Genomic DNA, 23,914 nt, shown 5'->3' with positions numbered 1-23,914 from the left:
CTTCTTTTTATTGGTATATCAATCATACCATATAATTTTATGTACAAAAAAAGCATTGAAATAATTCAATGCTTTTTTTAGTAACAGTTAGTTATTATTTGTTAATAACGTTGTTACGAGCTTCTTCAGTTAGGTTGTAGAATGAGTTGATACCCTTGTATTCTGCAACTGAAGCTAATTGATCTTCAATTCTCATTAGTTGGTTGTACTTAGCGATACGTTCGCCACGACTCATTGAACCAGTCTTAATTTGACCAGCGTTTAGAGCAACAACTAAGTCAGAAATTGTAGTATCTTCAGTTTCACCTGAACGGTGTGAGATGATAGCTGTGTAGTTAGCTTCTTTAGCCATTTCAACAGCGTTTACAGTTTCTGTTAAAGTACCAATTTGGTTTAGCTTGATAAGGATTGCGTTAGCAACACCCATCTTAATACCCTTTTGTAGGTAATCAGTGTTAGTTACGAATAAATCGTCACCAACGATTTGAACTTTCTTACCTAGACGTTCAGTAGCCATTTGCCAATCTGCCCATTCGTTTTCATCCAATGGATCTTCGATTGAGATAATTGGGTACTTGTCAACTAATTGTTCTAGTAATGTAACAAATTCATCAGCAGAGTATGACTTACCATCACCTACTAAGTTGTACTTCTTAGTTTCTGCATCGTAGAATTCTGAAGCAGCACAGTCAAAGGCGATTGAAACGTCTTTACCTGGCTTGTAACCAGCACGTTGGATAGCTTCTACTAAGATTTCGAATGGTTCTTCGTTGTTCTTCAAGTCAGGAGCAAAACCACCTTCGTCACCTACGGCAGTTGAGTAACCCTTTTCGTTCAAGATAGCTTTTAGGTTGTGGAAAGTTTCTGAACCCATACGAACGGCTTCTTTAACAGTTTCCGCACCAACAGGCATAATCATGAATTCTTGGAAGTCAACTTTGTTGTTGGCATGCTTACCACCATTGATAACGTTCATCATTGGTGTTGGTAATACGTGTCCATTGAAACCACCTAAGTAGTTGTATAAAGGAACACCTAGTTCGTCAGCAGCAGCACGTGCAGCAGCTAATGAAACACCTAAAATAGCGTTGGCACCTAACTTACCTTTGTTAGGAGTACCATCTAATTTAATCATAGCTTCATCAATAGCAACTTGATCAGTTACATCGTAACCTACGATTTCCTTAGCGATAATGTTATTAACGTTGTTAACAGCCTTAGTAACACCTTTACCCATGAAACGGTTTTTATCACCGTCACGTAATTCAACGGCTTCGTGTTCACCAGTAGATGCACCTGAAGGAACGATACCGCGTCCCATTGCACCTGCTTCAGTATATAGTTCTACTTCAACTGTAGGATTTCCACGAGAATCTAGTACTTCTCGAGCATAAATATCTGAAATAATTGACATTTTATTCTCTCCTTAATGAAAGTTGTTACCTCGGAATCAAGGCTACCTTCATTTTATTATTTTACAGACCAAGTTTCAATAAAAAACTGTTCAATCTGTTAATTATTTTGGTAATTAACAATTTTGATGAATTCTTTTGCCTTTAAACTACTCTTTCCAGGCAAGACTCCATCAACATCATCCTGACTCATAATTTCTGAAACGTTTCTAGCGTTTACGCTTCCCCCATATACGATTCTGATTTGATTAGCAATATCATCACCATATAAGTCTTTTAGCGTTTCACGGATTAGAAAACATGCTTCCTGAATTTCAGCACCACTAGCTGATTTTCCGGTTCCAATTGCCCAACTTGGTTCATAACCAATGACAACATTTTTAGCATCGTCTTCAGAGATTCCCTTTAATGCTTCAATGACTGGATTAACCACCCAGTTCATTTCATCATAGGTCTTTCTTTTAGCCATTGTTTCATCACAACAAATAATTGGCACCATGTTGTTAGCTAAAACGGCTTTAACCTTTTTATTAATCATCTTATTGGTTTCGTCAAAGTATTTGCGACGTTCTGAATGACCCAACATAACATATTTAACACCCATATCGGCAAGTGCCATTGGACTTACTTCACCGGTATAGGCACCTGAATCTTTGTAGAAACAGTTTTGAGCGGCCGCTTTTAGATTTGTTTCTTCTTTACAAAATCTAGTTAATACATCCATGTAAATTGATGATGCAGCAATTGCGCATTCAACGTCTTTAGGATCTGGTAGGTTTCCTTTGACTGCATCTAAGAATTCTTCAACTTCATGTAATGTTAAATTCATTTTCCAATTTCCAACGATAAAAGGAGTTCTCATTTTTTACCTCCTATTCTTTTAAACAGATTATTACAAATCGCTATATACCAATGATATCACTAAATAATTGATATTAACAAATTGCGTACATTGTTTTAATAAAAATTTCACTCCTTTTATTATACAAAAAAAAGACCCGATGTTATACATCGAATCTTAAAAAGATATTATTCTTATTTATCAGTAATTGCGGCAATACCTGGAAGAGTCTTACCTTCCATGTATTCTAGTGAAGCACCACCACCTGTTGAAACGTGTGATAGCTTGTCAGCTACACCTAGTTCGTTACATGCGGCAGTTGAGTCACCACCACCAACAACAGTAGTAGCGTCAGTTAAGTCACCTAAGAACTTACCAATAGCTAGAGTACCCTTAGCAAAGTTACTCATTTCAAATACACCCATAGGTCCGTTCCAAACTACAGTCTTAGCGTCTCTTAGAACGTTTTCGAATAGTTCGATACTCTTAGGACCAATGTCTAGTGCCATTTGGCCATCAGGAATGTTTTCACCAACTACTTGAGTAGGTGCATCATTGTTGAATTCTGGAGCAACAACTGAGTCAACAGGTAGAACAATCTTGTCGCCACCCTTTGCTAGGATTTCCTTAGCAGTGTCAATCTTGTCCTTTTCAACTAATGAGTTACCAATAGTGAAGCCTTTAGCTGCGTAGAATGTGTAAGTCATACCACCACCAATGATGATGTGGTCAGCCTTGTCTAATAGGTTATCGATAACACCAATCTTATCTGAAACCTTTGCACCACCTAAAATGGCAACAAATGGACGTTTAGGATTGTTTACGGCACCACCGATAAACTTAATTTCTTTTTCCATTAGGAAACCAGCGGCAACTGGCTTGTTTTCTGCTTCCATTGCACGTGCAATACCAACGTTTGAAGCATGTTCACGGTGAGCAGTACCGAATGCATCATTTACAAAGCAATCACCTAGTGAAGCCCAGTATTGACCTAACTTAGGATCGTTACCAGATTCACGTTTTACGTTTTCACCATTTACAACATCTTCAAAACGAGTGTTTTCAACAACAACGATGTCACCATCATTCATGTTGTTGATAGCTTCTTCAAGCTTTGCACCTTCAGTTTCGGGAACGAAAGTAACAGGTTTGTCAATTAGTTCAGAAAGCTTTGCAGCAACTGGACGTAATGATAGTTCTTTCTTGTCATCTTCAGTCTTGATACGACCAAGGTGAGAGAATAGAACTGCCTTTCCACCATGTTCGATTACGTATTTGATAGTTGGAATAGCACCAACGATACGACTTGTGTCACCAACAACACCGTCTTTAATAGGAACGTTGAAGTCGACACGCATTAAAACTTTTTTGCCTTTTAAATCTAAATCAGAAACAACTGTCTTAGCCAATCTAGATTACCTCCCAAAAATTATTTAAAATTGATATAACAATTTCAATATACTTCATTTAATTCTTTATTTCAAAGAATTTTTAAGCAGAAAGTAATTGTTATAAAAAATGGAGGAGGCAATTGCCTCCTCCACCTTATGCCTTGCTAAATTATAATTTAGATTATAGTTGAGCGAAGTGTAGTAAAGTACGAACCATGTTGCAAGTAAAGCCCCATTCGTTATCGTACCATGACCATACCTTAACAAGTTGGTCATCACCAAAAGTAGTAACATCAGTTTGAGTAGCATCAAATACTGATCCGTGAGTATCACCAATGATATCACTTGAAACGATTGGTTCGTCATTGTAACCAAATGCTTCGTTACCTTCAGTGTGTTCTTTCATCTTAGCGTTAACTTCGTCAGCAGTAACGTTCTTCTTGTCAACGATAGCAGTTAATTCAGTTAATGAACCGTCAACGATACCAACACGTTGAGCCACACCGTTTAACTTACCGTCAAGTTCTGGAACAACAAGACCTAAGGCCTTAGCAGCACCAGTTGAGTGAGGAATAGTGTTAGTTGAAGCAGTACGGTTGTTTCTGAACTTCTTACCACGAGGGCCATCTAGGATAGCTTGAGTTGAAGTGAATGCGTGGATAGTAGTCATAGTACCAACTTTGATACCAAAGTCTTTGTTTAAGAAGTATGCTGTAGGAGCGATACTACTTGTAGTACATGAACCAGCTGAAACGATCTTGTCGTCAGCAGTTAGAGTATCCAAGTTAACACCAGGAACAACAGTCTTGATTTGACCTGCAGGTGCAGAGATTAGAACACGCTTTGCACCAGCGTCTAAGTGAGCTTGTGATTTTTCTTCTGAAGTGTAGAAACCAGTACATTCTAGTACAAAGTCAACACCATCATTTTTAACCCATGGTAGGTCAGCGGCATTGCGTTCAGCGTAAACTGGAACTTCCTTACCGTCAACAACGATTCCGTTATCAGTTGAAGTAACTTCACCTGGGAATTTACCATGTGTTGAATCATATTTTAATAAGTATGCAAGCATTGAAGGAGTTGTTAAATCATTAATAGCAGCAACTTCAATTTCGTCTGAGTTTAGTTCGTGGATACGTTTGAAAGCCAAACGACCAATACGACCAAAACCGTTAATACCAATTTTTACAGTCATAACTGTTTTCCTCCTAGAGAAATAAATTTGAGTACTACGTACGGATTAAATACTACTACTTTTTTACCGATCAGTCTATAATACATGCTCAGTAATTTTAAAAAAATAACCAGTACTAATTTGTAACAGTTATTTTCTGTATCAAATCCTTACACTCTAAGTATATCAGTGCTAATTTTAGTTTGCAAATCAATTAACTCAGTGTGTTTCTTGAATTTAACCCCCTTTTCATTTATAGTTTAACCTGTTGAAATGCATCTGTAGTGTAATGGATAGCACTAAAGATTCCGGTTCTTTCGATGGGGGTTCGATTCCCTCCAGATGCATTGGTGATTAAGTCAGATAAAATCATTTGACCTTAATTGACCATTGAGATAAAATTAATATAATTCAAATTGAATTGAAAGCAAGGGAGGATAAAATTATGAATTTAGTCCCAACTGTCATTGAACAATCATCTAACGGTGAACGCGCATATGACATTTACTCAAGATTATTAAAAGACAGAATTATTATGTTATCTGGTCCAATTGAAGACAACATGGCAAACACCATCATTGCTCAATTATTATTCCTAGATGCACAAGATTCTGAAAAAGACATCTACTTATACATCAACTCACCTGGTGGTGTTGTAACTGCCGGTATGGCAATTTACGACACTATGCAATTCATCAAGGCTGATGTTCAAACTATCGTTATGGGTATGGCTGCATCAATGGCCAGTGTCTTGGCTTCTTCAGGTACCAAGGGTAAGCGTTTTGCTCTACCTCACTCTGAAGTATTGATTCACCAACCTTCTGGTGGTGCTCAAGGTCAACAAACTGAAATTGCCATCGCTGCCGAATCAATCTTAAAGACTAGAAAGATGATCAACGAAATCTTAGCTCAAAACTCAGGTCAATCAATTGAAAAGGTTAACCTAGATACTGAACGTGATAAGTACTTAAGTGCTCAAGAAGCTGTCGACTATGGATTGATTGATAGTATCATGACTAACAGTTCTGAAAGAAAATAATTAGATAATAAAAAGACGTTAACTTCGGTTAACGTCTTTTTTTGTGCTTGTTTTATGAAACAGCTTCTTCTCTGATTTTATCAGCGAATTCGTTGATTTTTCTCAAACGATGGTTAATCCCAGACTTGGAAATTGGACCACTTGGCAATGATTCACTTAGTTCCTTCAAACTAACCTCAGGCATCTTAATTCTAGTAATGGCCACTTCGTATAGTTTTTCAGGCAGCTTATCTAAACCAACTGTATCATCAATGAATTGAATATTAGAAATTTGCTTAGTTGATGCATTAGCAACCTTGTTCATATTAGCATTTTCACAGTTTACTAATCTATTCACAGAATTTCTCATATCACGCATAATTCTGACATCTTCAAATTTCAACATCGCATTGGTTGCACCAATTAGTTGCAAGAAGTTAGCAATCTTTTCTGCTTCCTTCAAGTATGTGATGTATCCACTTCTTCGATCGGTTGTTCTTGAATTCAATTCGTATTTATTCATCATTTCAGAAATCATGTCATTGTGTTCTTCGTACAATGAGTAGATTTCTAGATGATATCTAGAAGTTTCAGGATTATTAACTGAACCTCCAGCTAAAAATGCCCCTCTTAAATATGATCTCACTTGAGAATCATCCTTTAGTAACTCGATTGGCACTCTTTCAACGATTTGGTAGTTATCAAAAATCCCTAAATCATCTAGGATTGCTTGAGCTTGGTTAGCAATTCTTACGACGTAAACATTGTTCTTGTTTAACTTCATTTTCTTTCTAACAACAAGCTTACTTTCCACCTCGTAAAATTCTAAAATTAATTTGTAGATACGACGCGCGATGGCTGGATTTTCTGTTTGAATATTTAAAATAATTTTGCGATTGGCTAACGAAATCGAACCATTCATTCGAATTAGCGCCATTAGTTCTGCCTTGGCGTTTTCCTTATGAACTTCTAGAGTCGTTAGCTCCTTTTTTACGTCACTTGCGTATGACATTTTTAATCATCCTATCTTTTTGAAACCAGTTTGAATAATGTATCGGCAACTTTTTTTCCGTCATGAAATGCCCCTTGGTGACTTAGCATTAAGAAGTCATCATAGATGCATTGACATCCCATTGCCTTAATTGCTTTTTCATCGTGTTTAACCGGATTTTCAATCTCGTTAAAAACTTCTCGATTAATTAAATCGGTATCAACTGGTTGTTTGTTTACGATTACGATATCAATGAAGTTGGACTTCATGTGACGGTTCAGCACTTCAACATGCTGAGCGTCTGAAAAACGGTCAGTTTCACCCTTTTGCGTCATGATATTACAAATGTATACTACCTGTGCTTTAGACGCTAAAACAGCCTCTCCTAGGTTCTTAATCATTAGGTTTGGCAAGATGCTGGTGAATAGACTGCCTGGCCCTAACACAATTTGGTCTGCAGCCAAAATGGCATCAATGACCTTTTGGTTAGCATGTGGGATTTCATCTTGATTGTCACTGGATTCTACCCAAACGCGGTTAATTTTTTTATCCGCATAGGTAATCTCGTATTCTCCAGTCATGGTTGAACCATCATCGAATTCAGCGCATAGCTGTAACTTCTCGTTAGTGGCTGGATAAATTTTTCCAGTTATTTCCATCATCTGACTTAGTGCTTCAACGGCAATATTCACATCACCCTTCATTTCAGTCATCGCGGCAATGATTAAGTTACCTAACGAATGTTCAGACAAGAAATGATCGCCCTTTTTAAAACGGTATTGAAATAAGTCCAGTTTGTCTTTTGACAAATTAGATAGCGATACTAAGACATTTCGAATATCTCCAGGAGGAACAATATTAATTTCATTGCGCAAACGACCTGATGATCCACCGTCATCTGATATGTTAACAATCGCGGTGATGTCGACATTTTCGTTTTTTAGATTATTTAAGATAACTGGTAAACCAGTTCCACCACCGATTACGACAACGTTTTTTCTGGCTTGATTGTCTTTCATCAAATCGTTTCCTCCTTTCAATTTTTTCAACTAAGAAAGTATAACACACATACCCGGGCGTGTCATTTCAAAGGCAAATAAAAAAGCGTGTCATCACGCTTTTTTTATTTTCTTGCTTCTTTAGTTCGTTTGGTATCACGTTCTAAGACTGGCTTTAAGTATTGACCAGTATAACTTTCCTTGACCTTCACGATTTCTTCAGGGGTTCCAGTAGCAATGATTTCACCACCACCATCTCCTCCTTCAGGTCCTAAGTCGATAATGTGATCAGCTGTCTTAATCACGTCTAGGTTATGTTCGATAATTAAAACAGTATTGCCTTGTTCGACTAGTTCGTGCAGGACAACTAGCAAACGATTGATATCATCTGTGTGTAAACCAATGGTTGGTTCATCTAAGATGTACAAGTTGTTTCCAGCTGACTTCTTGTATAGTTCAGAAGCCAGCTTCATTCTTTGGGCTTCCCCACCAGACAAGGTAGTTGCTGATTGGCCAAGTTGAACATAGCCAAGGCCTACTTCATCAATAGTTTCTAGTTTTCTAGTAATCTTTGGAATTGAAGAGAAGAAATCAAGTGCTTGATCCACAGTCATATCTAAGACATCGGAAATGTTCTTACCCTTATATTCTACTTCCAGTGTTTCAGCATTATAACGTTTTCCATGGCAAACTTCACAAGGTACGTAAACATCTGGTAGGAAGTTCATTTCAATCTTTAGGATTCCATCCCCATGACAAGTTTCACAACGACCACCCTTAACATTGAAACTGAAACGACCCTTTTGGTAGCCACGAAGTTTAGCTTCGTTGGTTTCAGCAAACAATGTTCTAATGTCATCAAATACTCCGGTATAAGTAGCAGGATTACTACGAGGAGTTCTTCCGATTGGGCTTTGGTCAATGTTAATTAGCTTATCGATATTCTTGTAACCAGAGATTGACTTGTACTTACCTGGTTTTTCAGAGTTATGGTTTAACTTTTGGGCAATGGCACGTTTAACAATGCGATTAATTAATGTTGATTTACCCGAACCTGAAACACCAGTTACAACGTTAAATTCACCTAATGGAATTTCTGCTGTAACGTTCTTTAAGTTATTTTCAGAAGCTCCGGTAACCTTAATCTTCTTACCGTTACCCTTGCGACGATTCAATGGAACAGGAACGAACTTCTTACCTGATAGGTATTGACCAGTTAGTGAGTTGTCGTTTTGAGCAACTTCATCAGGAGTTCCGACAGCCATCACCTTACCACCATTGGTTCCGGCACCCGGTCCGATATCAACGATGTAATCAGCTGAGCGTTGAGTGTCTTCACCGTGTTCTACGACAACTAGGGTATTACCCAAGTCACGCATTGATTTTAGTGAAGAAATCAAACGGTCGTTATCACGTTGGTGTAAACCAATTGATGGTTCGTCCAATACGTATAGCACTCCTGATAGGTTTGATCCAATTTGAGTGGCTAAACGAATACGTTGAGATTCACCACCAGATAGAGTTCCGGCAGTTCTGGAAAGTGTTAGATAGTCCAGTCCAACATTCTTCAAGAAAGTTAATCGATCGATAATTTCCTTTAGGATTGGTTTAGCAACGACGCTATCCTTTTCACCGAACTTCAATTGAGAAAAGAAGTTTAGTTCCTTAACAACGTCTAAATCGGTTGCTTCACTAATATTTAAACCGTCAACCTTCACACTTAATGCTTCCTTGTTTAAACGGAAACCGTGACAGGTTTGACATGTTAATTCAGTCATATATAGACGCATTTGATCCCTAGTAAAGTCACTGTTAGTTTCCTTGTAACGACGGTCAATGTTGTTAATAACCCCTTCAAAAGGTGCATCAGTGTCTCTGATACCACCAAAGTTACTGTTGAAGTGGAAATGGAATTTTTTTCCGTTTGAACCGTATAAAATTAGGTCACGTTGCTTCTTAGGCAACTTTTTAAATGGAGTATCCATATCGATACCAAATGCTTCACAAGCTTGCTCTAGTAAGCTTGGGTAGAACTTGGAACTAATCGGATTCCATGGTTCGATTGCCCCTTCGTTTAATGTCTTATCCTTGTCAGGAACAACTAAACTTTCATCTACTTCTAGTTTAATCCCTAAACCATCACAGCTTGGACAAGCGCCGATTGGTGAGTTGAATGAGAATAGACGTGGTTCCAATTCACTAACGGTAAACCCACAAAGTGGACATGCATAGTGTTCGGAGAAAATTAGGTTGTCACCCTTACCCATCAAGTCGGCAACGGCGTAACCATCACTTAGCCTCAATGCGGTTTCAAGTGAATCTGATAAACGTGATTTGATACCATCTTTAACGATGATTCTATCAACAACGATTTCGATGTCATGATACTTGTTCTTGTCTAGTTTAACATCATCTTCGATTTCGTGAACTTCACCGTCTGCACGGTATCTAACGAAGCCTTCACGCTTGATCTTATCGATAACCTTCTTGTGTTGACCCCTTTGTTGTCTAACCACGGGAGATAAGATTTGCAGCTTGGTTCTTTCCGGAAGAGCAAGAACTTCATCAATCATTTGATCAATTGATTGCCTAGTAATCTTGGTTCCATCGTTTGGACAGATTGGTGTTCCAACACGTGCCCATAGTAATCTAAAGTAATCGTTAATTTCAGTAACGGTTCCGACTGTTGAACGTGGATTCTTGGAAGTGGTTTTTTGATCAATCGCAATCGCTGGACTCAATCCTTCGATTGAATCTACGTCCGGTTTGTCCATTTGACCCAAGAATTGACGTGCGTATGAAGACAAACTTTCAACGTATCGACGTTGTCCTTCAGCATATAGTGTATCGAATGCCAATGAACTCTTTCCTGAACCTGATAAACCGGTCATAACAGTCAATTTGTTCTTAGGAATTTCAACACTGATGTCTTTTAAGTTATGTGCTCTGGCACCTTTAATGACAATTTTATCGTTTTGCAAGTTTTTGCCCCCCTTACATTTGACCCTTTAATTCCATGACAGTATCACGCAAAGCTGCCGCCTTTTCGAAATCGAGTTTAGCAGCTGCATGCTTCATTTCCTTGGTCAATGTTTCAATCATTTGCTTTTGATCCTTCTTAGATAGCTTTTGGAAGTCTGATTCAACAAATGAGTGCTCTTCTGAAGAATCGTCATTCTTATTATTGTCGTAACTAATAAGGTCTCTAATTGGCTTCTTGATGGTATGTGGTGTAATACCATGGTCTTCGTTGTATTTCTTTTGAATACTTCTTCTTCTTGCGGTTTCGTCAATCGCCTTTTGCATTGAATCAGTCATGTTATCGGCATACATAATAACCGCACCATTTTCATTTCTGGCAGCACGACCAATTGTTTGAATTAATGAACGTTCATTTCTTAGGAAACCTTCTTTATCTGCATCCAAAATGGCAACCAATGATACTTCAGGAACGTCAATTCCTTCTCTTAGAAGGTTAATCCCTACTAATACATCGTATTTACCTAAACGAAGGTCACGAATAATCTTAGTACGTTCCAGCGTCTTAACGTCTGAATGAAGGTATGCAACCTTGATTCCTAAGTCCTTTAGATAGTCGGTTAAATCTTCGGACATCTTCTTGGTTAAGGTGGTTACAAAGGTTCTTTCATTCTTGGCAATTCTTTCATTAATTTCGCCAACTAAGTCATCCATTTGACCCATGATTGGACGCACTTCAACAGTTGGATCCAATAGTCCGGTTGGTCGAATGATTTGTTGAACGATGTTCTTTTCAGCGGTTTCTTCTAGTTCACGTGGACCAGGAGTGGCTGACATGTAGATTGCTTGGTTAACACGTTCTTTGAATTCAGGCATCTTCAATGGACGGTTGTCCAAAGCACTTGGTAGTCTGAATCCATATTCAATTAAACGTTCTTTTCTGGCCTTATCACCGTTGTACATTCCACCGACTTGTGGCAATGTTTGGTGAGATTCATCGACAACTAACAAGTAATCGTCGGGGAAGAAATCTAATAATGTGTAAGGGGCTTCACCAGGTTTCCTGTTATCCATGTATCTAGAATAATTTTCAATCCCGTTGGTGTAACCCATTTCGGCCATCATTTCGATATCATAAGTGGTACGTTGCTTCAAACGTTGGGCTTCTAATAGCTTACCCTCTTTTTCGAATTCGGCAACTTGTTCCTTCATTTCTTCCTTGATACCCTTCAAAGCGTGATCCATGTTTTGATCATCGGTTAAGAAGTGGGTCGCAGGGAAGATAATAATATCGTCTTTCTTACCGATGAACTCACCGGTTAATGTATCGATTTCTTTAATTGAATCAATTTCATCACCGAAGAATTCAACTCGGTATGCATGTTGGTCCCCAGAAGCAGGGAAAATATCGACAACGTCCCCATGGACTCTGAAACGACCACGTTGGAAATCGATATCGTTTCTATCAAATTGAATTTCGACTAACTTTCTAAGTAGTTCATCTCTTTCAATTTGTTGGCCAACACTCAATGGAATGGTGTGCTTGTAGTATTCCTTAGGACTACCTAATCCAAAGATCGATGAAACGGATGCAACGATAATAACATCATTTCTGGTAAGCAATGAGTTAGTAGCAGCATGACGAAGTTTATCAATTTCATCGTTAATCGAAGAATCCTTTTCAATGTATGTGTCACTTGATGGAACATAAGCTTCAGGTTGATAGTAATCATAATAACTGACAAAGTATTCAACCGCATTGTTCGGGAAGAATTCCTTAAATTCGCTGTATAGTTGTCCAGCAAGTGTCTTATTATGAGACAAAATCAATGTGGGCTTATTAACGTTTTTAATCACATTAGAAATGGTAAATGTCTTACCAGTCCCAGTGGCACCTAATAAGATTTGGTTCTTTTGACCATCCAAAACACCCTTAGTTAACTTACTAATTGCTTCAGGTTGGTCTCCAGTAGGTTTGTATTTCGAGACTAAATCAAATTTATTGTTCTCTTCACGTTTTATTTCCAAACAAAGTCCTCCTTTGTTTTTAACTCGGAGCTCTAGGCTCATTCACTTTAGTTTAATAATATTTTAACATACGAACAAACTTTCTAAAACTAATGTTCTCCTTGTAGGCACAAAAAAGACTGGCCTTTAGACCAGTCTTTTTAATCACACTTTTTAGTGTAATGAAGATACGTATTCAAATGCGTTTTGACCAGCAATACCACCGTCACCAACAGCAGTAGTTACTTGTCTCAATTCTTTTTCACGTACGTCACCAATAGCAAAGATTCCCTTTACTGAAGTTTCCATACGTTCGTTTGTCTTAATCCAACCCTTTTCGTCAGTAATGTTTAAGTTACTGAAAGGTTCGGTCATTGGGTTGTTACCAACGTAAATAAATACACCTGAAGCGGCAACTTCGCCTTCTTCGTTTGTCTTATTGTTGATAGTCTTAACACCAGTAACCTTCATGTCGTCACCAACAACTTCAGTTACGTTAGTGTCCCAAATAAATTCAATCTTGTCGTTAGCAAATGCACGGTCTTGAATAACCTTTTGTGCACGTAGTTGATCACGACGGTGAATAACAGTAACCTTTGAAGCTAAACCTGCTAGGTATAATGCTTCAGAGATAGCTGAATCTCCACCACCGACAACTACAACTTCACGGTTCTTGAAGAATGCCCCATCACATACGGCACAGTATGAGACACCTCTTCCACCATATTCATCTTCACCAGGAACGCCTAGTTTTCTGTATTGTGAACCTGTACCAATGATTACGGCAGCAGCTTCATAGCTACCTTGATCAGTAGTAACAATCTTAGAATCACCTTTATCTTCGATTGATTCTACAGTTCCGTATTCATACTTGGCACCGAAGTTTGTAGAACTTTCATACATTTCTTTTGCTAAATCTGGTCCTAGAATTGACTTAAATCCTGGGTAGTTTTCGATTTCAGCAGTATTGTTCATTTGACCACCGTAAATACCACGGTCAATCATCATTACTGATAAATTTGCACGAGAAGCATATAGTGCAGAAGTCATTCCACCAGGCCCTGCACCAATAATAATTACGTCATACTTTTCCATAATTAAGCTCCTCCTTTCATTGAATTAATATATGATACTTTACTATCATATAAAACATTTGTCCATTAATTTGCACACAAACTAATTTTAATCTAACTTCTTAGCTAGATCCTTGATGTATTGTTTTAATTCATCAGAAACTTCTGGATGTTGTAGACCAAATTCGATGTTAGTTTGTAACCAACCAAACTTGTTACCAGTGTCGTATCTTTCACCCTTAAATTCGTGAGCATATACTTTACCCTTTTTGTTTAAAGTATCAATGGCATCAGTTAATTGAATTTCATTACCTTTACCAGGTTTTGTGTTTTCAAGAATATCAAAAATGTCAGCAGTTAATAAGTAACGACCAATAATTGCTAAATCACTTGGAGCATCTTCTGGATTTGGCTTTTCAACAAAATTAGTAACGTCGTATAATCCATCTCTAACTTCTTTAGCTGGATTGATAACACCATATTTTGATGTATCTTCATGAGGAACCTTCATAACAGCAAGTGTTGATGAACCAGTTTCTTCATAACTATCAATTAATTGCTTAGTCAATGGAGTTTCATCTGTCATTAAGTCATCTCCTAGCATAATAACAAACGGATCCTCACCAACGAAGCTCTTTGCAGTGTGAACGGCATCACCTAAACCATTAGGATGTTCTTGACGCTTAAAGTAAATGTTCAAACCGTTAGTTTTCTTAACAGCCTTTAGCATCTTTTCCTTACCTTTTGATTCAAGGTTCAATTCAAGTTCGGTGTTTGAATCAAAATGATCTTCAATAGCACGTTTACCCTTACCAATAATAATTAAGATATCTGTAATACCAGATTCAATAGCTTCTTCAACAATCAATTGAATTGCTGGCTTATCAACTACTGGTAGCATTTCCTTTGGCATCGCCTTAGTTTCTGGTAGGAATCTTGTTCCTAAACCTGCTGCTGGGATAATTGCTTTTCTGATTTTCTTCATGAATATAAACTCCTATTTTTTATATTTTTCTATTTCTTAAATCTTAATCTAATTCAGCTCTACCTTTACGGTGCATTAATTGAGAAATTGCATCATCAATTGTAATTTCTTTGTGTAGTACCTTGTAAATTGCTGAAGTAATTGGCATATCAATGCCACGTTGGTTGGCTAGTTCGTACGCAGCTTCTGCAGTTGCGATACCTTCAATAACCATTCCCATGTTCTTAACGATATCATCTAAGGTTTCTCCCTTACCTAGTTGATATCCTGCACGCCAGTTACGTGAGTCACTACTTGTTGCAGTAACAATCACATCACCAAATCCTGACAGACCAGTGAATGTTAATGGATTAGCGCCGAATGAAGTTCCCAAACGAGAAATTTCAGCAAGTCCACGAGTCATCAATGCTGCTTTAGCGTTATCAGCATAACCTAATCCGTAAAGTGCACCAGCACCAATAGCGATAATATTCTTTAGAGCAGCACCAATTTCAACACCAATAATGTCGTCATTAGTATAAACTCTGAAGTAGTCATTAATGAATAATGATTGAATATGTTCAGCATCTTTGATGTTTTCTGAAGCAGTAGTTACCAATGTAATATCATGTTTAGCAACTGATTCAGCTTGACTAGGTCCTGAAATTACTGAAATTGATCTACGATGGCTTTCATCGATTTCATCAGCTAGAACTTCTGACATACGTTTGTAAGTCTTTTGTTCGATTCCCTTGCTACCATGAATGATGTTTACTTTCATGTCTAGTTCTTCTAGGATTTCATTTACTTGTTTAGCTGTGCTTCTTGTAACTTGCGCTGGAACAACAAATAAAATATCATCAACGCCTCTAATTGCTTCCTTCATATCAGCGTAAGCAACTAGTTCTTTTGGATATGTAAAGTCTTTGATGTATTTTTCGTTTGTGTGTTTATTGTTTAGTTCATCAACTTGTGATTGTTTGTATGACCATAAACGCACTTCATTACCATTTTCGACTAAAATATTAGCAAGCATGCTTCCCCATGAGCCTGCTCCTAATACTGCAATTTTTTCTACCATAATAAATATAGCTCCTTAAAATTATTGTAACTTGCTACCATCTAAGTAGTAAGGCAAATCAGAATCATGTTTTCGACGATAGATCATTAACCCGATTGCACCAATAAATAAAACAATCGATAGTAATTGTGAAACTCTAATTCCACTAAATAGCATTAAACTGTCAGTTCTCATCCCTTCAACGAAGAATCGTCCGAATGAGTACCAAATAACATATGATAATATCACTTCACCACGTTTGAAGAATCCTTGAATTTGACGAAGATTCATTAATAAAACAAATCCTAACAAATCCCATAATGATTCATATAAGAACGTTGGTTGGCGATAAAATCCTTGAATAAACATTTGGTTAATAATAAAACTTGGTAGGTTTAATGACTTCAAGAATGCTAAGCTGGTAATTTTACCAAAAGCTTCTTGGTTCATGAAGTTTCCCCATCTACCAATTCCTTGACCCATAATTACGGTTGGTGCAATTACATCAAGCATTGCCCATACCGAAATTAACTTACTTCTACAGTATAAGAATACCACTACAAAAGCACCAATCAAGGCACCATAGATGGCAATTCCTCCATCCCATATTTTAACAATCTCATTTAGGTGTTGACTGTAGTAAGACCATTGAAATACAACATAATAAATACGAGCACAAATGATTGCCACCGGCAAAGCCCATAGAATCATATCGTAAATATTATCAGGTTGAATCCCGCGTTTTCTTCCTTCTTTAACTGATAGATAAACAGCAATTAAGACTGCTGTGGCAATAAAAATACCATACCAGTGAACCAAGATAGGTCCAAGGTTAAACGCAATTGGATTTAACGCAATTGACATTATATTCACTTCCTAAAAAAGAGGATTATTTTTTGTTGCCTGAATTTTCTTTAATTAGATTGTTTAGGTTATCATCGAATACCTTTGTAGCATCATAACCCATCTTCTTAGCACGGTAGTTCATAGCTGCTGCTTCGATAATGATAGCTAAGTTACGACCGGTTTTAACAGGAATGCTTACTCTTTGAACATCAACGTCAAAGATACGACGAGTTTCGTCGCCATTACCTAATCTATCATATGGAGTATCATCAGACCAGTTTTCTAGGTGAACAATTAAATCAACCTTGGTCTGTGAACGAACGGCACCAGCACCAAATAGGTTCATAACATCAATAATCCCAATTCCTCTAATTTCTAATAGGTGTCTTAGAATCATCGGCGCTTGTCCAATTAGTGTTTGTTCATCTTGTTGATAAACTTCAACACGATCATCAGCAATTAATCTGTGACCACGTTTAACAAGTTCTAAGGCAGTTTCACTCTTACCAATTCCAGAGTCCCCTGTCATTAGTACCCCTAAACCGTATACGTCAATTAGCACACCATGAATTGATTTTCTTTCAGCTAATTTACCTTCCAAGTAGTTAGTCATGTTACTTAGTACTCGAGAAGTTGTTAACTTAGAACCCAATACTGGAATGTGTTGGTTCTTAGCAGCACGAATTAATTCATCAGGTGGATCTAATTGAGTTGAAATAACAAATGCTGGTGTTTCTGGTAAACACATCTTCTTCATTACATCAAACAGTTCATTACTATCCATTCCCTTAGCATATGATGTTTCAGTAATACCAAGTAATTGAATTCTCTTTGATGGGTAGTAATTAAAGTATCCTGTTAATTCCAAACCGGGGCGTGAAATGTCGCTCGTGGTGATTGGTCGATCTAAGTATTCTTCACCATAGAAAATATCTAGGTGAGTATTTTCAACAAGATCGGCAACCGTTACGCTGTATGCCATAGTCTTTCCTCCACTTTATTATAAGATAATTTTATCATGTTATTATATTTTTTTAAAAACTAATTTAGTAATCAGACAAAATGACGTTACAAATTGACATAATCAAAGCAACAATCACTGCCATCCCGAATGAAGCAAAATGGAAGGTGTTTCCCACCACAAATGATGTTAGTTCCAACATTATTCCATTCAATATAATACTGAATAATCCTAGTGTTACCAAGTTAATTGGCAAGGATAAAATAAACAAAACTGGTTTTACCAGTGCGTTTAGAATTGCTAAAACAATTGCTGCTACTACTGCTGTTCCAATTGAAGCTACATAAAAGCTTCCCTGGAAGAAGCCGGCAATTGCAATAAACAGCAATGTGTTAATCAATATTCTTCCTAGAATTCTCATGGGTTCACCTCTTACTTATCAAATTCATCAACGTCTGTTAAATTGCGACGAGTTTGCTTATCAGTGTTTTTGTGTACACCGTAAACATTGGGATTTGCTGGAACTACCACTAAACAAATTACATAAATTAATAATCCGGCAATGAGATGGCCCGGAAAAATAGATAGAACCACAAATATAATTCTTAAAATTTGAGAATTGATATGGAAATATTCGGCAATTCCGCCTAATAATCCTGTTAATACACGATCTGTTTGTGAACGGTAAATTTTAGTCATCATAATACCTCCTCGTTGAATGACATTTTAAATAACGTTTATTAAATCAATCTTAAGTTACTTTTCTTTAATTACAACTACACCAAGCTCGTTTGGTGAATCACTGTAAATGGCACTTTCCATAATTTTGATACGATCTTGTCTGTTCAATACTTTTAATCGACAAAATGTTGGTGATGTCAAAGTGGCTTTGTAGAAATCATCTTCAGTACTTACTTGAATGTTGTTAACTTCGACGATTAAATCACCCATTTCAACACCCATCTTTTCAGCTGGTGTGTCTTTTCTAACGGCAATTACTCTTAAGCCATTAACCGCATCTGAAAACCACTTAGCTTTTTTACTATCTTTGCGTTTGGTTCTAATCAAAACTAGTAAGTAAACCACTGCCATTACAGCCATTGAAATCAATTCAATGTTATCCAATCCATTTAGTAGATAAGTTGCAACAACTAGAATAATACCCAAACATGTTAACCATAACAAACGATTAGACAACTTTTTGAAAAATTCTTTTGGCATTGATTTAAAAATAGTAAATCTGATTCCAATCAGTACCGGTAAAATAAAGATTGTAAATTGGTGTTGTCCCATTGAAAATACTGGCCACCAATCAATCAACGCATGAATTTGATCGCCAGGAATTAATACAGCAATTGGTAGAACTGCGAATTCCTTGCTTAAGTATCCAGCAACCTTATTTCCACGTTGGTTTTTAAAAATCTTTGGCGATTGATAATTTCCTAAGAACATCTTCATATACAATGCGGAAACGAAGAATACTGTCACTAATAACATTAATGCATTTGATAGTGAGATAGATGAAGTGTTGATTTTCTCTATATTAATATAAGTAAATAAATCAAATTTATATGTTGCAAATGTCAAAGCAGTCGCAATCACTAAATTTAACACTGTAAAGAATTGACCTGGAATAATAATCAAGTTAATTATTATCAGAGCTTCATAGATAATGATCCAAGGAAGCGATAGATAAATTCCTAAGGCCATTGAAACAATACTTCCAATAATTCCAAGAATTACGAAACTCAACCAAAAATGTTTCATTTCAAAATCGTTTGGTGATATTGAAGTGTTAAAATCATTTCTTTCACGTTTAATACGTTTGCGGTAGATAATGTAATTTCTTAATATTCCCAACCACAATACCGGTTGAACGAATATTAACAATGTCATCCATAAACTGTTCATTTAAATACCCCTATTCTGGATTTCTTTTACTTAATTTCCATTGCAAGTATGCATTAATGAATGGATTAATATCTCCATCCATCACATCTTGTGCCTTTGCTGTTTCATAGTTTGTTCGATGGTCCTTAACCATTGAATATGGATGGAAAACATAAGATCTGATTTGTGAACCCCAACCAATCTCTTTTTGTTCACCCTCTAATTGTGCCTTTTGTTGTTCCTTCTTTTCTTCTTCTAATTCGTAAAGTTTGGATTTCAACATATTCATGGCAGTTTCTCTATTTTGTAGTTGTGAACGTTGAGCTTGACTGGCCACTACAATCCCGGTAGGTTCATGAGTAATACGAACTGCTGAAGAAGTCTTGTTAACGTGTTGTCCACCGGCACCACTGGCACGGTATACATCAACTCGTAAGTCGGCAGGATTAATCTCAATATCGACAGTGTCATCTAATTCTGGCATTACATCGACAGAGGCAAATGATGTATGACGACGGCCGGCAGAATCAAATGGTGAAATTCTAACTAAACGGTGGACACCTTTTTCTGATTTTAGATATCCGTATGCATTTTCACCACTAACTAAGATTGTTGCTGTATCAATTCCAGCAACTTCGCCAGCTTGGTAGTTCAAAGTTTCTAATTTAAAACCATTTTGTTCTGCCCATCTAGTATACATTCTAAATAACATCATTCCCCAATCATGTGATTCAGTTCCACCAGCACCTGGATGGATTTCCAAGATTGCATTATTGGAGTCATACTTACCATTTAGTAGCATTCCTAATCTGTACTTTTCAAGATGTGACTTAGTTTTTGCTAAAGACTCTTCGAATTCCTCCATCATTGAATCATCATTTTCTTCTTCGATTAATTCTAGATTAACTTCTAGGTCTTCAGCCTCTTCATTAAGTTCATTAAAATTATCGTACTTTTTCTTTAAACGATTGTTTTCATTAATAAAGCTTTGAGCTGTTTCTGGATTATCCCAGAATCCAGGTTCGGCCATCTTAGCTTCGTTAATTTCAATGCTTTCTTGAAGGGAATCTAAGTCAAAGAGACCCCCTAAAGCCTTGGATGGCTTTTTTGATTTGACTTATTTCATTTTTAGCATCAGCTAGTTCCATTCTTACTCTCCTTACCAAAAAAGCGAAGTGAACTCCTGTTCATCTTCGCTTTATTATTATCTTTCGATGTTTTGTCTGATTTCAGCTTTCATGAACAATCTTGTGGCATCGTAATCAATATCTGAGACCATTTCTTCAAACATTTGATAACCTTCACGTTGGTATTCAACTAATGGGTTCAATTGACCATAACCTCTTAAACCAATTGATTGTCTCAATTGATCCATTTCATCAATATGATCAGTCCAGTGAGAATCAACAACTCTTAAAATAACAACCTTTTCAAATTCTAGCATTTGTTCTGGGTCGTATAGTTGTTCTTTCTTTTCCTTGTAAACTTTTTCAGATAATTCAACCAAGAATTCCTTGATTTCATCAGCTGACTTATCTTCTAAGTCAGATAGGCTAATCATATCAGGGCTAACAAGTGCACTAATAGCAAAGTCTAGAATAGTACTTAAATCCCAGTCCTTCTTGTCACCTTGAGTGTGTAAGTTAACAATGCGGTTGATTGTTCTCTTAACCATTGGTTTCATAACCCAATCCAATGACTTATCTTCAGTGATTACTTGGTATCTTTCGTTATAAATAACGCTACGTTGTTGTCTCATAACGTCATCATATTGTAGAACTTGTTTTCTTGAATCATAGTTGTTACCTTCAACACGTTTTTGTGCTGATTCAACTTGCTTAGTGATTAAACGACTCTTAATAACAGCAGAATCACCATCAACTTTCATTCTTTCCAAAAAGTTCTTAATCTTATCAGAACCGAAACGACGCATTAGGTCATCTTCTAGTGATAGGTAGAATTGTGATAGACCTGGATCACCTTGACGTCCTGAACGTCCACGTAATTGGTTATCGATACGTCTGGATTCGTGTCTTTCAGTACCAATAACGGCAAGTCCACCTAATTCAACAACACCCGGTCCTAATTTAATATCAGTACCACGACCGGCCATGTTGGTGGCGATAGTTACCGCACCCTTTTGACCAGCATTTGCGACGATTTCAGCTTCTTTAGCATGGTTCTTGGCATTTAGCACTTCGTGTTTAATACCAGCATCGTCTAAACGTTTTGAAATGTATTCTGAAGTTTCAACGGCAACAGTACCAATTAAGATTGGTTGTCCCTTATCGTGTAATTCTTTAATTTCATCTACTACAGCATCGAATTTTGATTGTAGAGTTGGGTACAACAAGTCAGGTTCGTCCACTCTGGCAACCGGTCTGTTGGTTGGAATTGAGATAACGTCCATGTTGTAGATTTCTCTAAATTCATCAGCTTCTGTCTTTGCAGTACCAGTCATACCAGCAAGCTTGCTGTACATTCTGAATAAGTTTTGGTAAGTAATATTGGCCATTGTCTTACTTTCTTCTTGAATGGTTACGCCTTCTTTAGCTTCAATGGCTTGGTGTAATCCATCAGAGAAACGACGACCGTCCATGATACGACCAGTAAATGAATCAACGATAAGTACTTCGTCGTCAGAAACAACGTAATCCTTATCCTTAATCATGATGTAGTTAGCACGCAAAGCTTCATCAATGTGGTGAGTCAATGCTGTGTTATCAGTGTCATATAGGTTCTTTAAGTTGAAGTACTTTTCAGCCTTTTCAATTCCTTGATCATTTAGAGAAACAGTCTTTGATTCCAAGTCAATCTTGAAGTCATCTTTTTCCTTTAATGTCTTAGCAAATTGATCAGCTTGCATGTATAGTTCTGATGAACCTTTAGCTTGTCCTGAAATAATCAATGGAGTTCTAGCTTCATCAATTAAGATGGAGTCAACTTCATCGACGATAGCAAAGTTCAAAGGTCTTTGAACCATGTCTTCTTTGTAAACAACCATGTTATCACGTAAGTAATCAAAACCGATTTCACTGTTAGTTGAGTAAGTAATGTCGGCATTGTATGCTTCACGTTTTTCTTCTGGGCTCTTTTCAGTTAAGTTAACACCTACTGATAAACCTAACCAGTTGTATAGTTCACCCATTTGTTCAGCATCACGTTGTGATAGGTATTCGTTAACAGTAATAACGTGAACACCCTTACCAGCTAATGCATTTAAGTATACTGGCATAGTGGCAGTCAATGTCTTACCTTCACCAGTCTTCATTTCTGAAATGTTACCTTCATGTAGAACAATTCCACCCATGATTTGAACATGGAAAGGAGTCAAACCTAATACACGAGTAGCACCTTCTCTGGCAACTGCAAATGCTTCTGGTAGTAAGTCATCAAGAGTTTCCCCATCTTGATAACGTTGTTGAAATTCTGGGGTTTTAGCTTTTAGTTCGTCATCGCTTAATTTGCTGATTTCATCGGCATATGCTTCAACCTTGTCAGCTATCTTACTAAGTCTTTTAACTTCACGCTTATCGCTTTCGACCCATTTTCTTAAAATGTTAGCCATTTGTTTATTTTCCTTCCGTGAATTAGTTTTTAATGTTTTATTCGTTTTATATAAATTCTATCTTTCTTATTCTAACATTTAATTATCATTTTTAAAAACAGATTATCTAATTCTTCTAAAAAAATAGCTATTATATAGAAATAACTTATCTTATCGACATAATGTTAATCCTAAAACTCGTTTGGCACCATTTTCCATAAGAATGTCTTTAGCATGTCTAATTGTGGTTCCAGTCGTGTAAATGTCATCTACTAATAATACTTTTTTATTCGTTATAGCGGATATGCTTTTTGGATTAATCGAAAAAATCTGTTTATTACTGATCCTTTGCTTACGATTAAGCGAAGATTGGCGCACTTTATGACTGCTTTTCACCATTAACGCGTTTTCATATTCAATATCACCTAGCAGTCCAATAACTTGGTTAAATCCGCGACTAATCTCTGTTTCTGTACTAATTGGAATTGGAACTATTAATACATCTTTTCTAATCACTTTTCTAATTTCTTCTTGAAAAATCATTCGTAGCTGATAATCTCCGACAAACTTATAACGATGCATAAAATCTTTCATCGCGTCGTTGTATTGAAAGATAGATTGATTAACAAAATCCTCCCCTAGTTGATGCCACTTCTGACAATCAATACATATTCCAGGCTTATCCATCTGACGGCCACAATACTTGCAAGTTTTAGTCTGGTCGATTCTCACAAATCGGTTCATACATTCTGCACAAACATA

Annotated in this window: 20 protein-coding genes and 1 tRNA gene; 2 read left to right on the top strand and 19 right to left on the bottom strand. The window is 36.9% G+C overall.

The window, feature by feature from the left end; translation table 11 throughout:
- Positions 1–94: 94 nt before the first annotated feature.
- The 4 genes from eno to gap all read right to left on the bottom strand — a co-directional run bounded on the left by eno (position 95) and on the right by gap (position 4,839).
- Complete coding sequence (gene eno, locus JUD45_RS03830) at positions 95–1,414, bottom strand: phosphopyruvate hydratase (RefSeq protein WP_034531957.1); 1,320 nt, start codon at positions 1,412–1,414, stop codon at positions 95–97.
- A gap of 98 nt (positions 1,415–1,512) precedes the next feature.
- Positions 1,513–2,274: a triose-phosphate isomerase gene (gene tpiA / locus JUD45_RS03825; RefSeq protein ID WP_138726983.1), complete on the bottom strand. Its 762-nt coding sequence runs from the start codon at positions 2,272–2,274 to the stop codon at positions 1,513–1,515.
- Between the two features lie 173 nt (positions 2,275–2,447).
- A complete protein-coding gene (locus JUD45_RS03820; protein ID WP_053791565.1) occupies positions 2,448–3,662 on the bottom strand; it encodes a phosphoglycerate kinase in 1,215 nt (404 codons plus the stop codon).
- A gap of 163 nt (positions 3,663–3,825) precedes the next feature.
- Positions 3,826–4,839 carry a type I glyceraldehyde-3-phosphate dehydrogenase gene (gap, locus tag JUD45_RS03815; protein WP_054604631.1) on the bottom strand — a complete coding sequence of 338 codons (1,014 nt, stop codon included), beginning with the start codon at positions 4,837–4,839 and terminating at the stop codon, positions 3,826–3,828.
- A gap of 254 nt (positions 4,840–5,093) precedes the next feature.
- Here gap and JUD45_RS03810 point away from each other — a divergent pair.
- Both JUD45_RS03810 and clpP read left to right on the top strand, forming a co-directional pair.
- Positions 5,094–5,165 (top strand) — tRNA-Arg (locus JUD45_RS03810).
- Between the two features lie 98 nt (positions 5,166–5,263).
- Entirely contained in the window at positions 5,264–5,857 is a 594-nt protein-coding gene (gene clpP / locus JUD45_RS03805; protein ID WP_034531950.1) for an ATP-dependent Clp endopeptidase proteolytic subunit ClpP, read from the top strand.
- Between the two features lie 52 nt (positions 5,858–5,909).
- Here clpP and whiA read toward each other — a convergent pair whose 3' ends face one another.
- The 15 genes from whiA to JUD45_RS03730 form a co-directional block, all read right to left on the bottom strand.
- Complete coding sequence (gene whiA, locus JUD45_RS03800; protein WP_187155790.1) at positions 5,910–6,848, bottom strand: DNA-binding protein WhiA; 939 nt, start codon at positions 6,846–6,848, stop codon at positions 5,910–5,912.
- A gap of 11 nt (positions 6,849–6,859) precedes the next feature.
- Complete coding sequence (locus JUD45_RS03795; RefSeq protein ID WP_138727033.1) at positions 6,860–7,846, bottom strand: gluconeogenesis factor YvcK family protein; 987 nt, start codon at positions 7,844–7,846, stop codon at positions 6,860–6,862.
- 104 nt (positions 7,847–7,950) lie between these two features.
- Positions 7,951–10,806 (bottom strand): excinuclease ABC subunit UvrA, encoded by a 2,856-nt coding sequence (gene uvrA, locus JUD45_RS03790; protein ID WP_187155791.1) that lies wholly within the window; start codon positions 10,804–10,806, stop codon positions 7,951–7,953.
- 13 nt (positions 10,807–10,819) lie between these two features.
- Complete coding sequence (gene uvrB, locus JUD45_RS03785) at positions 10,820–12,826, bottom strand: excinuclease ABC subunit UvrB (RefSeq protein WP_276530041.1); 2,007 nt, start codon at positions 12,824–12,826, stop codon at positions 10,820–10,822.
- Positions 12,827–12,985: 159 nt separating this feature from the next.
- The gene (gene trxB, locus JUD45_RS03780; RefSeq protein WP_138726987.1) at positions 12,986–13,909 is read right to left on the bottom strand and encodes a thioredoxin-disulfide reductase; all 924 of its coding nucleotides are present in this window, start codon (positions 13,907–13,909) and stop codon (positions 12,986–12,988) included.
- Between the two features lie 84 nt (positions 13,910–13,993).
- Positions 13,994–14,869, bottom strand: a complete 876-nt coding sequence (gene galU / locus JUD45_RS03775) for a UTP--glucose-1-phosphate uridylyltransferase GalU (protein ID WP_138726988.1) — start codon at positions 14,867–14,869, stop codon at positions 13,994–13,996.
- Between the two features lie 43 nt (positions 14,870–14,912).
- Complete coding sequence (locus JUD45_RS03770) at positions 14,913–15,929, bottom strand: NAD(P)H-dependent glycerol-3-phosphate dehydrogenase (protein WP_138726989.1); 1,017 nt, start codon at positions 15,927–15,929, stop codon at positions 14,913–14,915.
- A 21-nt stretch (positions 15,930–15,950) separates the two neighbouring features.
- A complete protein-coding gene (gene lgt / locus JUD45_RS03765) occupies positions 15,951–16,781 on the bottom strand; it encodes a prolipoprotein diacylglyceryl transferase (protein ID WP_187155793.1) in 831 nt (276 codons plus the stop codon).
- Positions 16,782–16,797: 16 nt separating this feature from the next.
- Entirely contained in the window at positions 16,798–17,736 is a 939-nt protein-coding gene (gene hprK / locus JUD45_RS03760) for an HPr(Ser) kinase/phosphatase (protein WP_034534642.1), read from the bottom strand.
- Positions 17,737–17,800: 64 nt separating this feature from the next.
- Positions 17,801–18,136: a phage holin family protein gene (locus JUD45_RS03755; RefSeq protein WP_138726991.1), complete on the bottom strand. Its 336-nt coding sequence runs from the start codon at positions 18,134–18,136 to the stop codon at positions 17,801–17,803.
- Between the two features lie 11 nt (positions 18,137–18,147).
- The gene (locus JUD45_RS03750; RefSeq protein WP_138726992.1) at positions 18,148–18,417 is read right to left on the bottom strand and encodes a PspC domain-containing protein; all 270 of its coding nucleotides are present in this window, start codon (positions 18,415–18,417) and stop codon (positions 18,148–18,150) included.
- Between the two features lie 54 nt (positions 18,418–18,471).
- Entirely contained in the window at positions 18,472–19,626 is a 1,155-nt protein-coding gene (locus JUD45_RS03745; protein WP_138726993.1) for a PDZ domain-containing protein, read from the bottom strand.
- 10 nt (positions 19,627–19,636) lie between these two features.
- Positions 19,637–20,753 (bottom strand): peptide chain release factor 2 gene (prfB, locus tag JUD45_RS03740; protein ID WP_138726994.1). Its coding sequence is split into 2 segments (ribosomal slippage): positions 19,637–20,680 and positions 20,682–20,753, totalling 1,116 coding nucleotides; the frame shifts between segments, so codons are not numbered across the junction.
- Between the two features lie 56 nt (positions 20,754–20,809).
- Positions 20,810–23,173 carry a preprotein translocase subunit SecA gene (gene secA, locus JUD45_RS03735; protein WP_138726995.1) on the bottom strand — a complete coding sequence of 788 codons (2,364 nt, stop codon included), beginning with the start codon at positions 23,171–23,173 and terminating at the stop codon, positions 20,810–20,812.
- Positions 23,174–23,323: 150 nt separating this feature from the next.
- Entirely contained in the window at positions 23,324–23,839 is a 516-nt protein-coding gene (locus tag JUD45_RS03730) for a ComF family protein (RefSeq protein WP_190238370.1), read from the bottom strand.
- Between the last annotated feature and the right edge of the window lie 75 nt (positions 23,840–23,914).

Origin of the sequence: Apilactobacillus nanyangensis (genome assembly GCF_016861915.1) — a bacterium.
Lineage (GTDB): Bacteria > Bacillota > Bacilli > Lactobacillales > Lactobacillaceae > Apilactobacillus > Apilactobacillus nanyangensis.
Note: the sequence above shows the minus strand (reverse complement) of the source record. Positions and strands in the feature narration are given on the sequence as shown.

Coding starts and splice junctions, on each gene's coding strand:
- eno (WP_034531957.1), bottom strand. CDS start 1,414: ATGTCAATTATTTCAGATATTTATGCTCGAGAAGTACTAGATTCTCGT.
- JUD45_RS03750 (WP_138726992.1), bottom strand. CDS start 18,417: ATGATGACTAAAATTTACCGTTCACAAACAGATCGTGTATTAACAGGA.
- secA (WP_138726995.1), bottom strand. CDS start 23,173: ATGGCTAACATTTTAAGAAAATGGGTCGAAAGCGATAAGCGTGAAGTT.
- hprK (WP_034534642.1), bottom strand. CDS start 17,736: ATGGCATACAGCGTAACGGTTGCCGATCTTGTTGAAAATACTCACCTA.
- JUD45_RS03795 (WP_138727033.1), bottom strand. CDS start 7,846: ATGAAAGACAATCAAGCCAGAAAAAACGTTGTCGTAATCGGTGGTGGA.
- clpP (WP_034531950.1), top strand. CDS start 5,264: ATGAATTTAGTCCCAACTGTCATTGAACAATCATCTAACGGTGAACGC.
- JUD45_RS03755 (WP_138726991.1), bottom strand. CDS start 18,136: ATGAGAATTCTAGGAAGAATATTGATTAACACATTGCTGTTTATTGCA.
- whiA (WP_187155790.1), bottom strand. CDS start 6,848: ATGTCATACGCAAGTGACGTAAAAAAGGAGCTAACGACTCTAGAAGTT.
- galU (WP_138726988.1), bottom strand. CDS start 14,869: ATGAAGAAAATCAGAAAAGCAATTATCCCAGCAGCAGGTTTAGGAACA.
- tpiA (WP_138726983.1), bottom strand. CDS start 2,274: ATGAGAACTCCTTTTATCGTTGGAAATTGGAAAATGAATTTAACATTA.
- JUD45_RS03770 (WP_138726989.1), bottom strand. CDS start 15,929: ATGGTAGAAAAAATTGCAGTATTAGGAGCAGGCTCATGGGGAAGCATG.
- gap (WP_054604631.1), bottom strand. CDS start 4,839: ATGACTGTAAAAATTGGTATTAACGGTTTTGGTCGTATTGGTCGTTTG.
- JUD45_RS03730 (WP_190238370.1), bottom strand. CDS start 23,839: ATGGATAAGCCTGGAATATGTATTGATTGTCAGAAGTGGCATCAACTA.
- JUD45_RS03745 (WP_138726993.1), bottom strand. CDS start 19,626: ATGAACAGTTTATGGATGACATTGTTAATATTCGTTCAACCGGTATTG.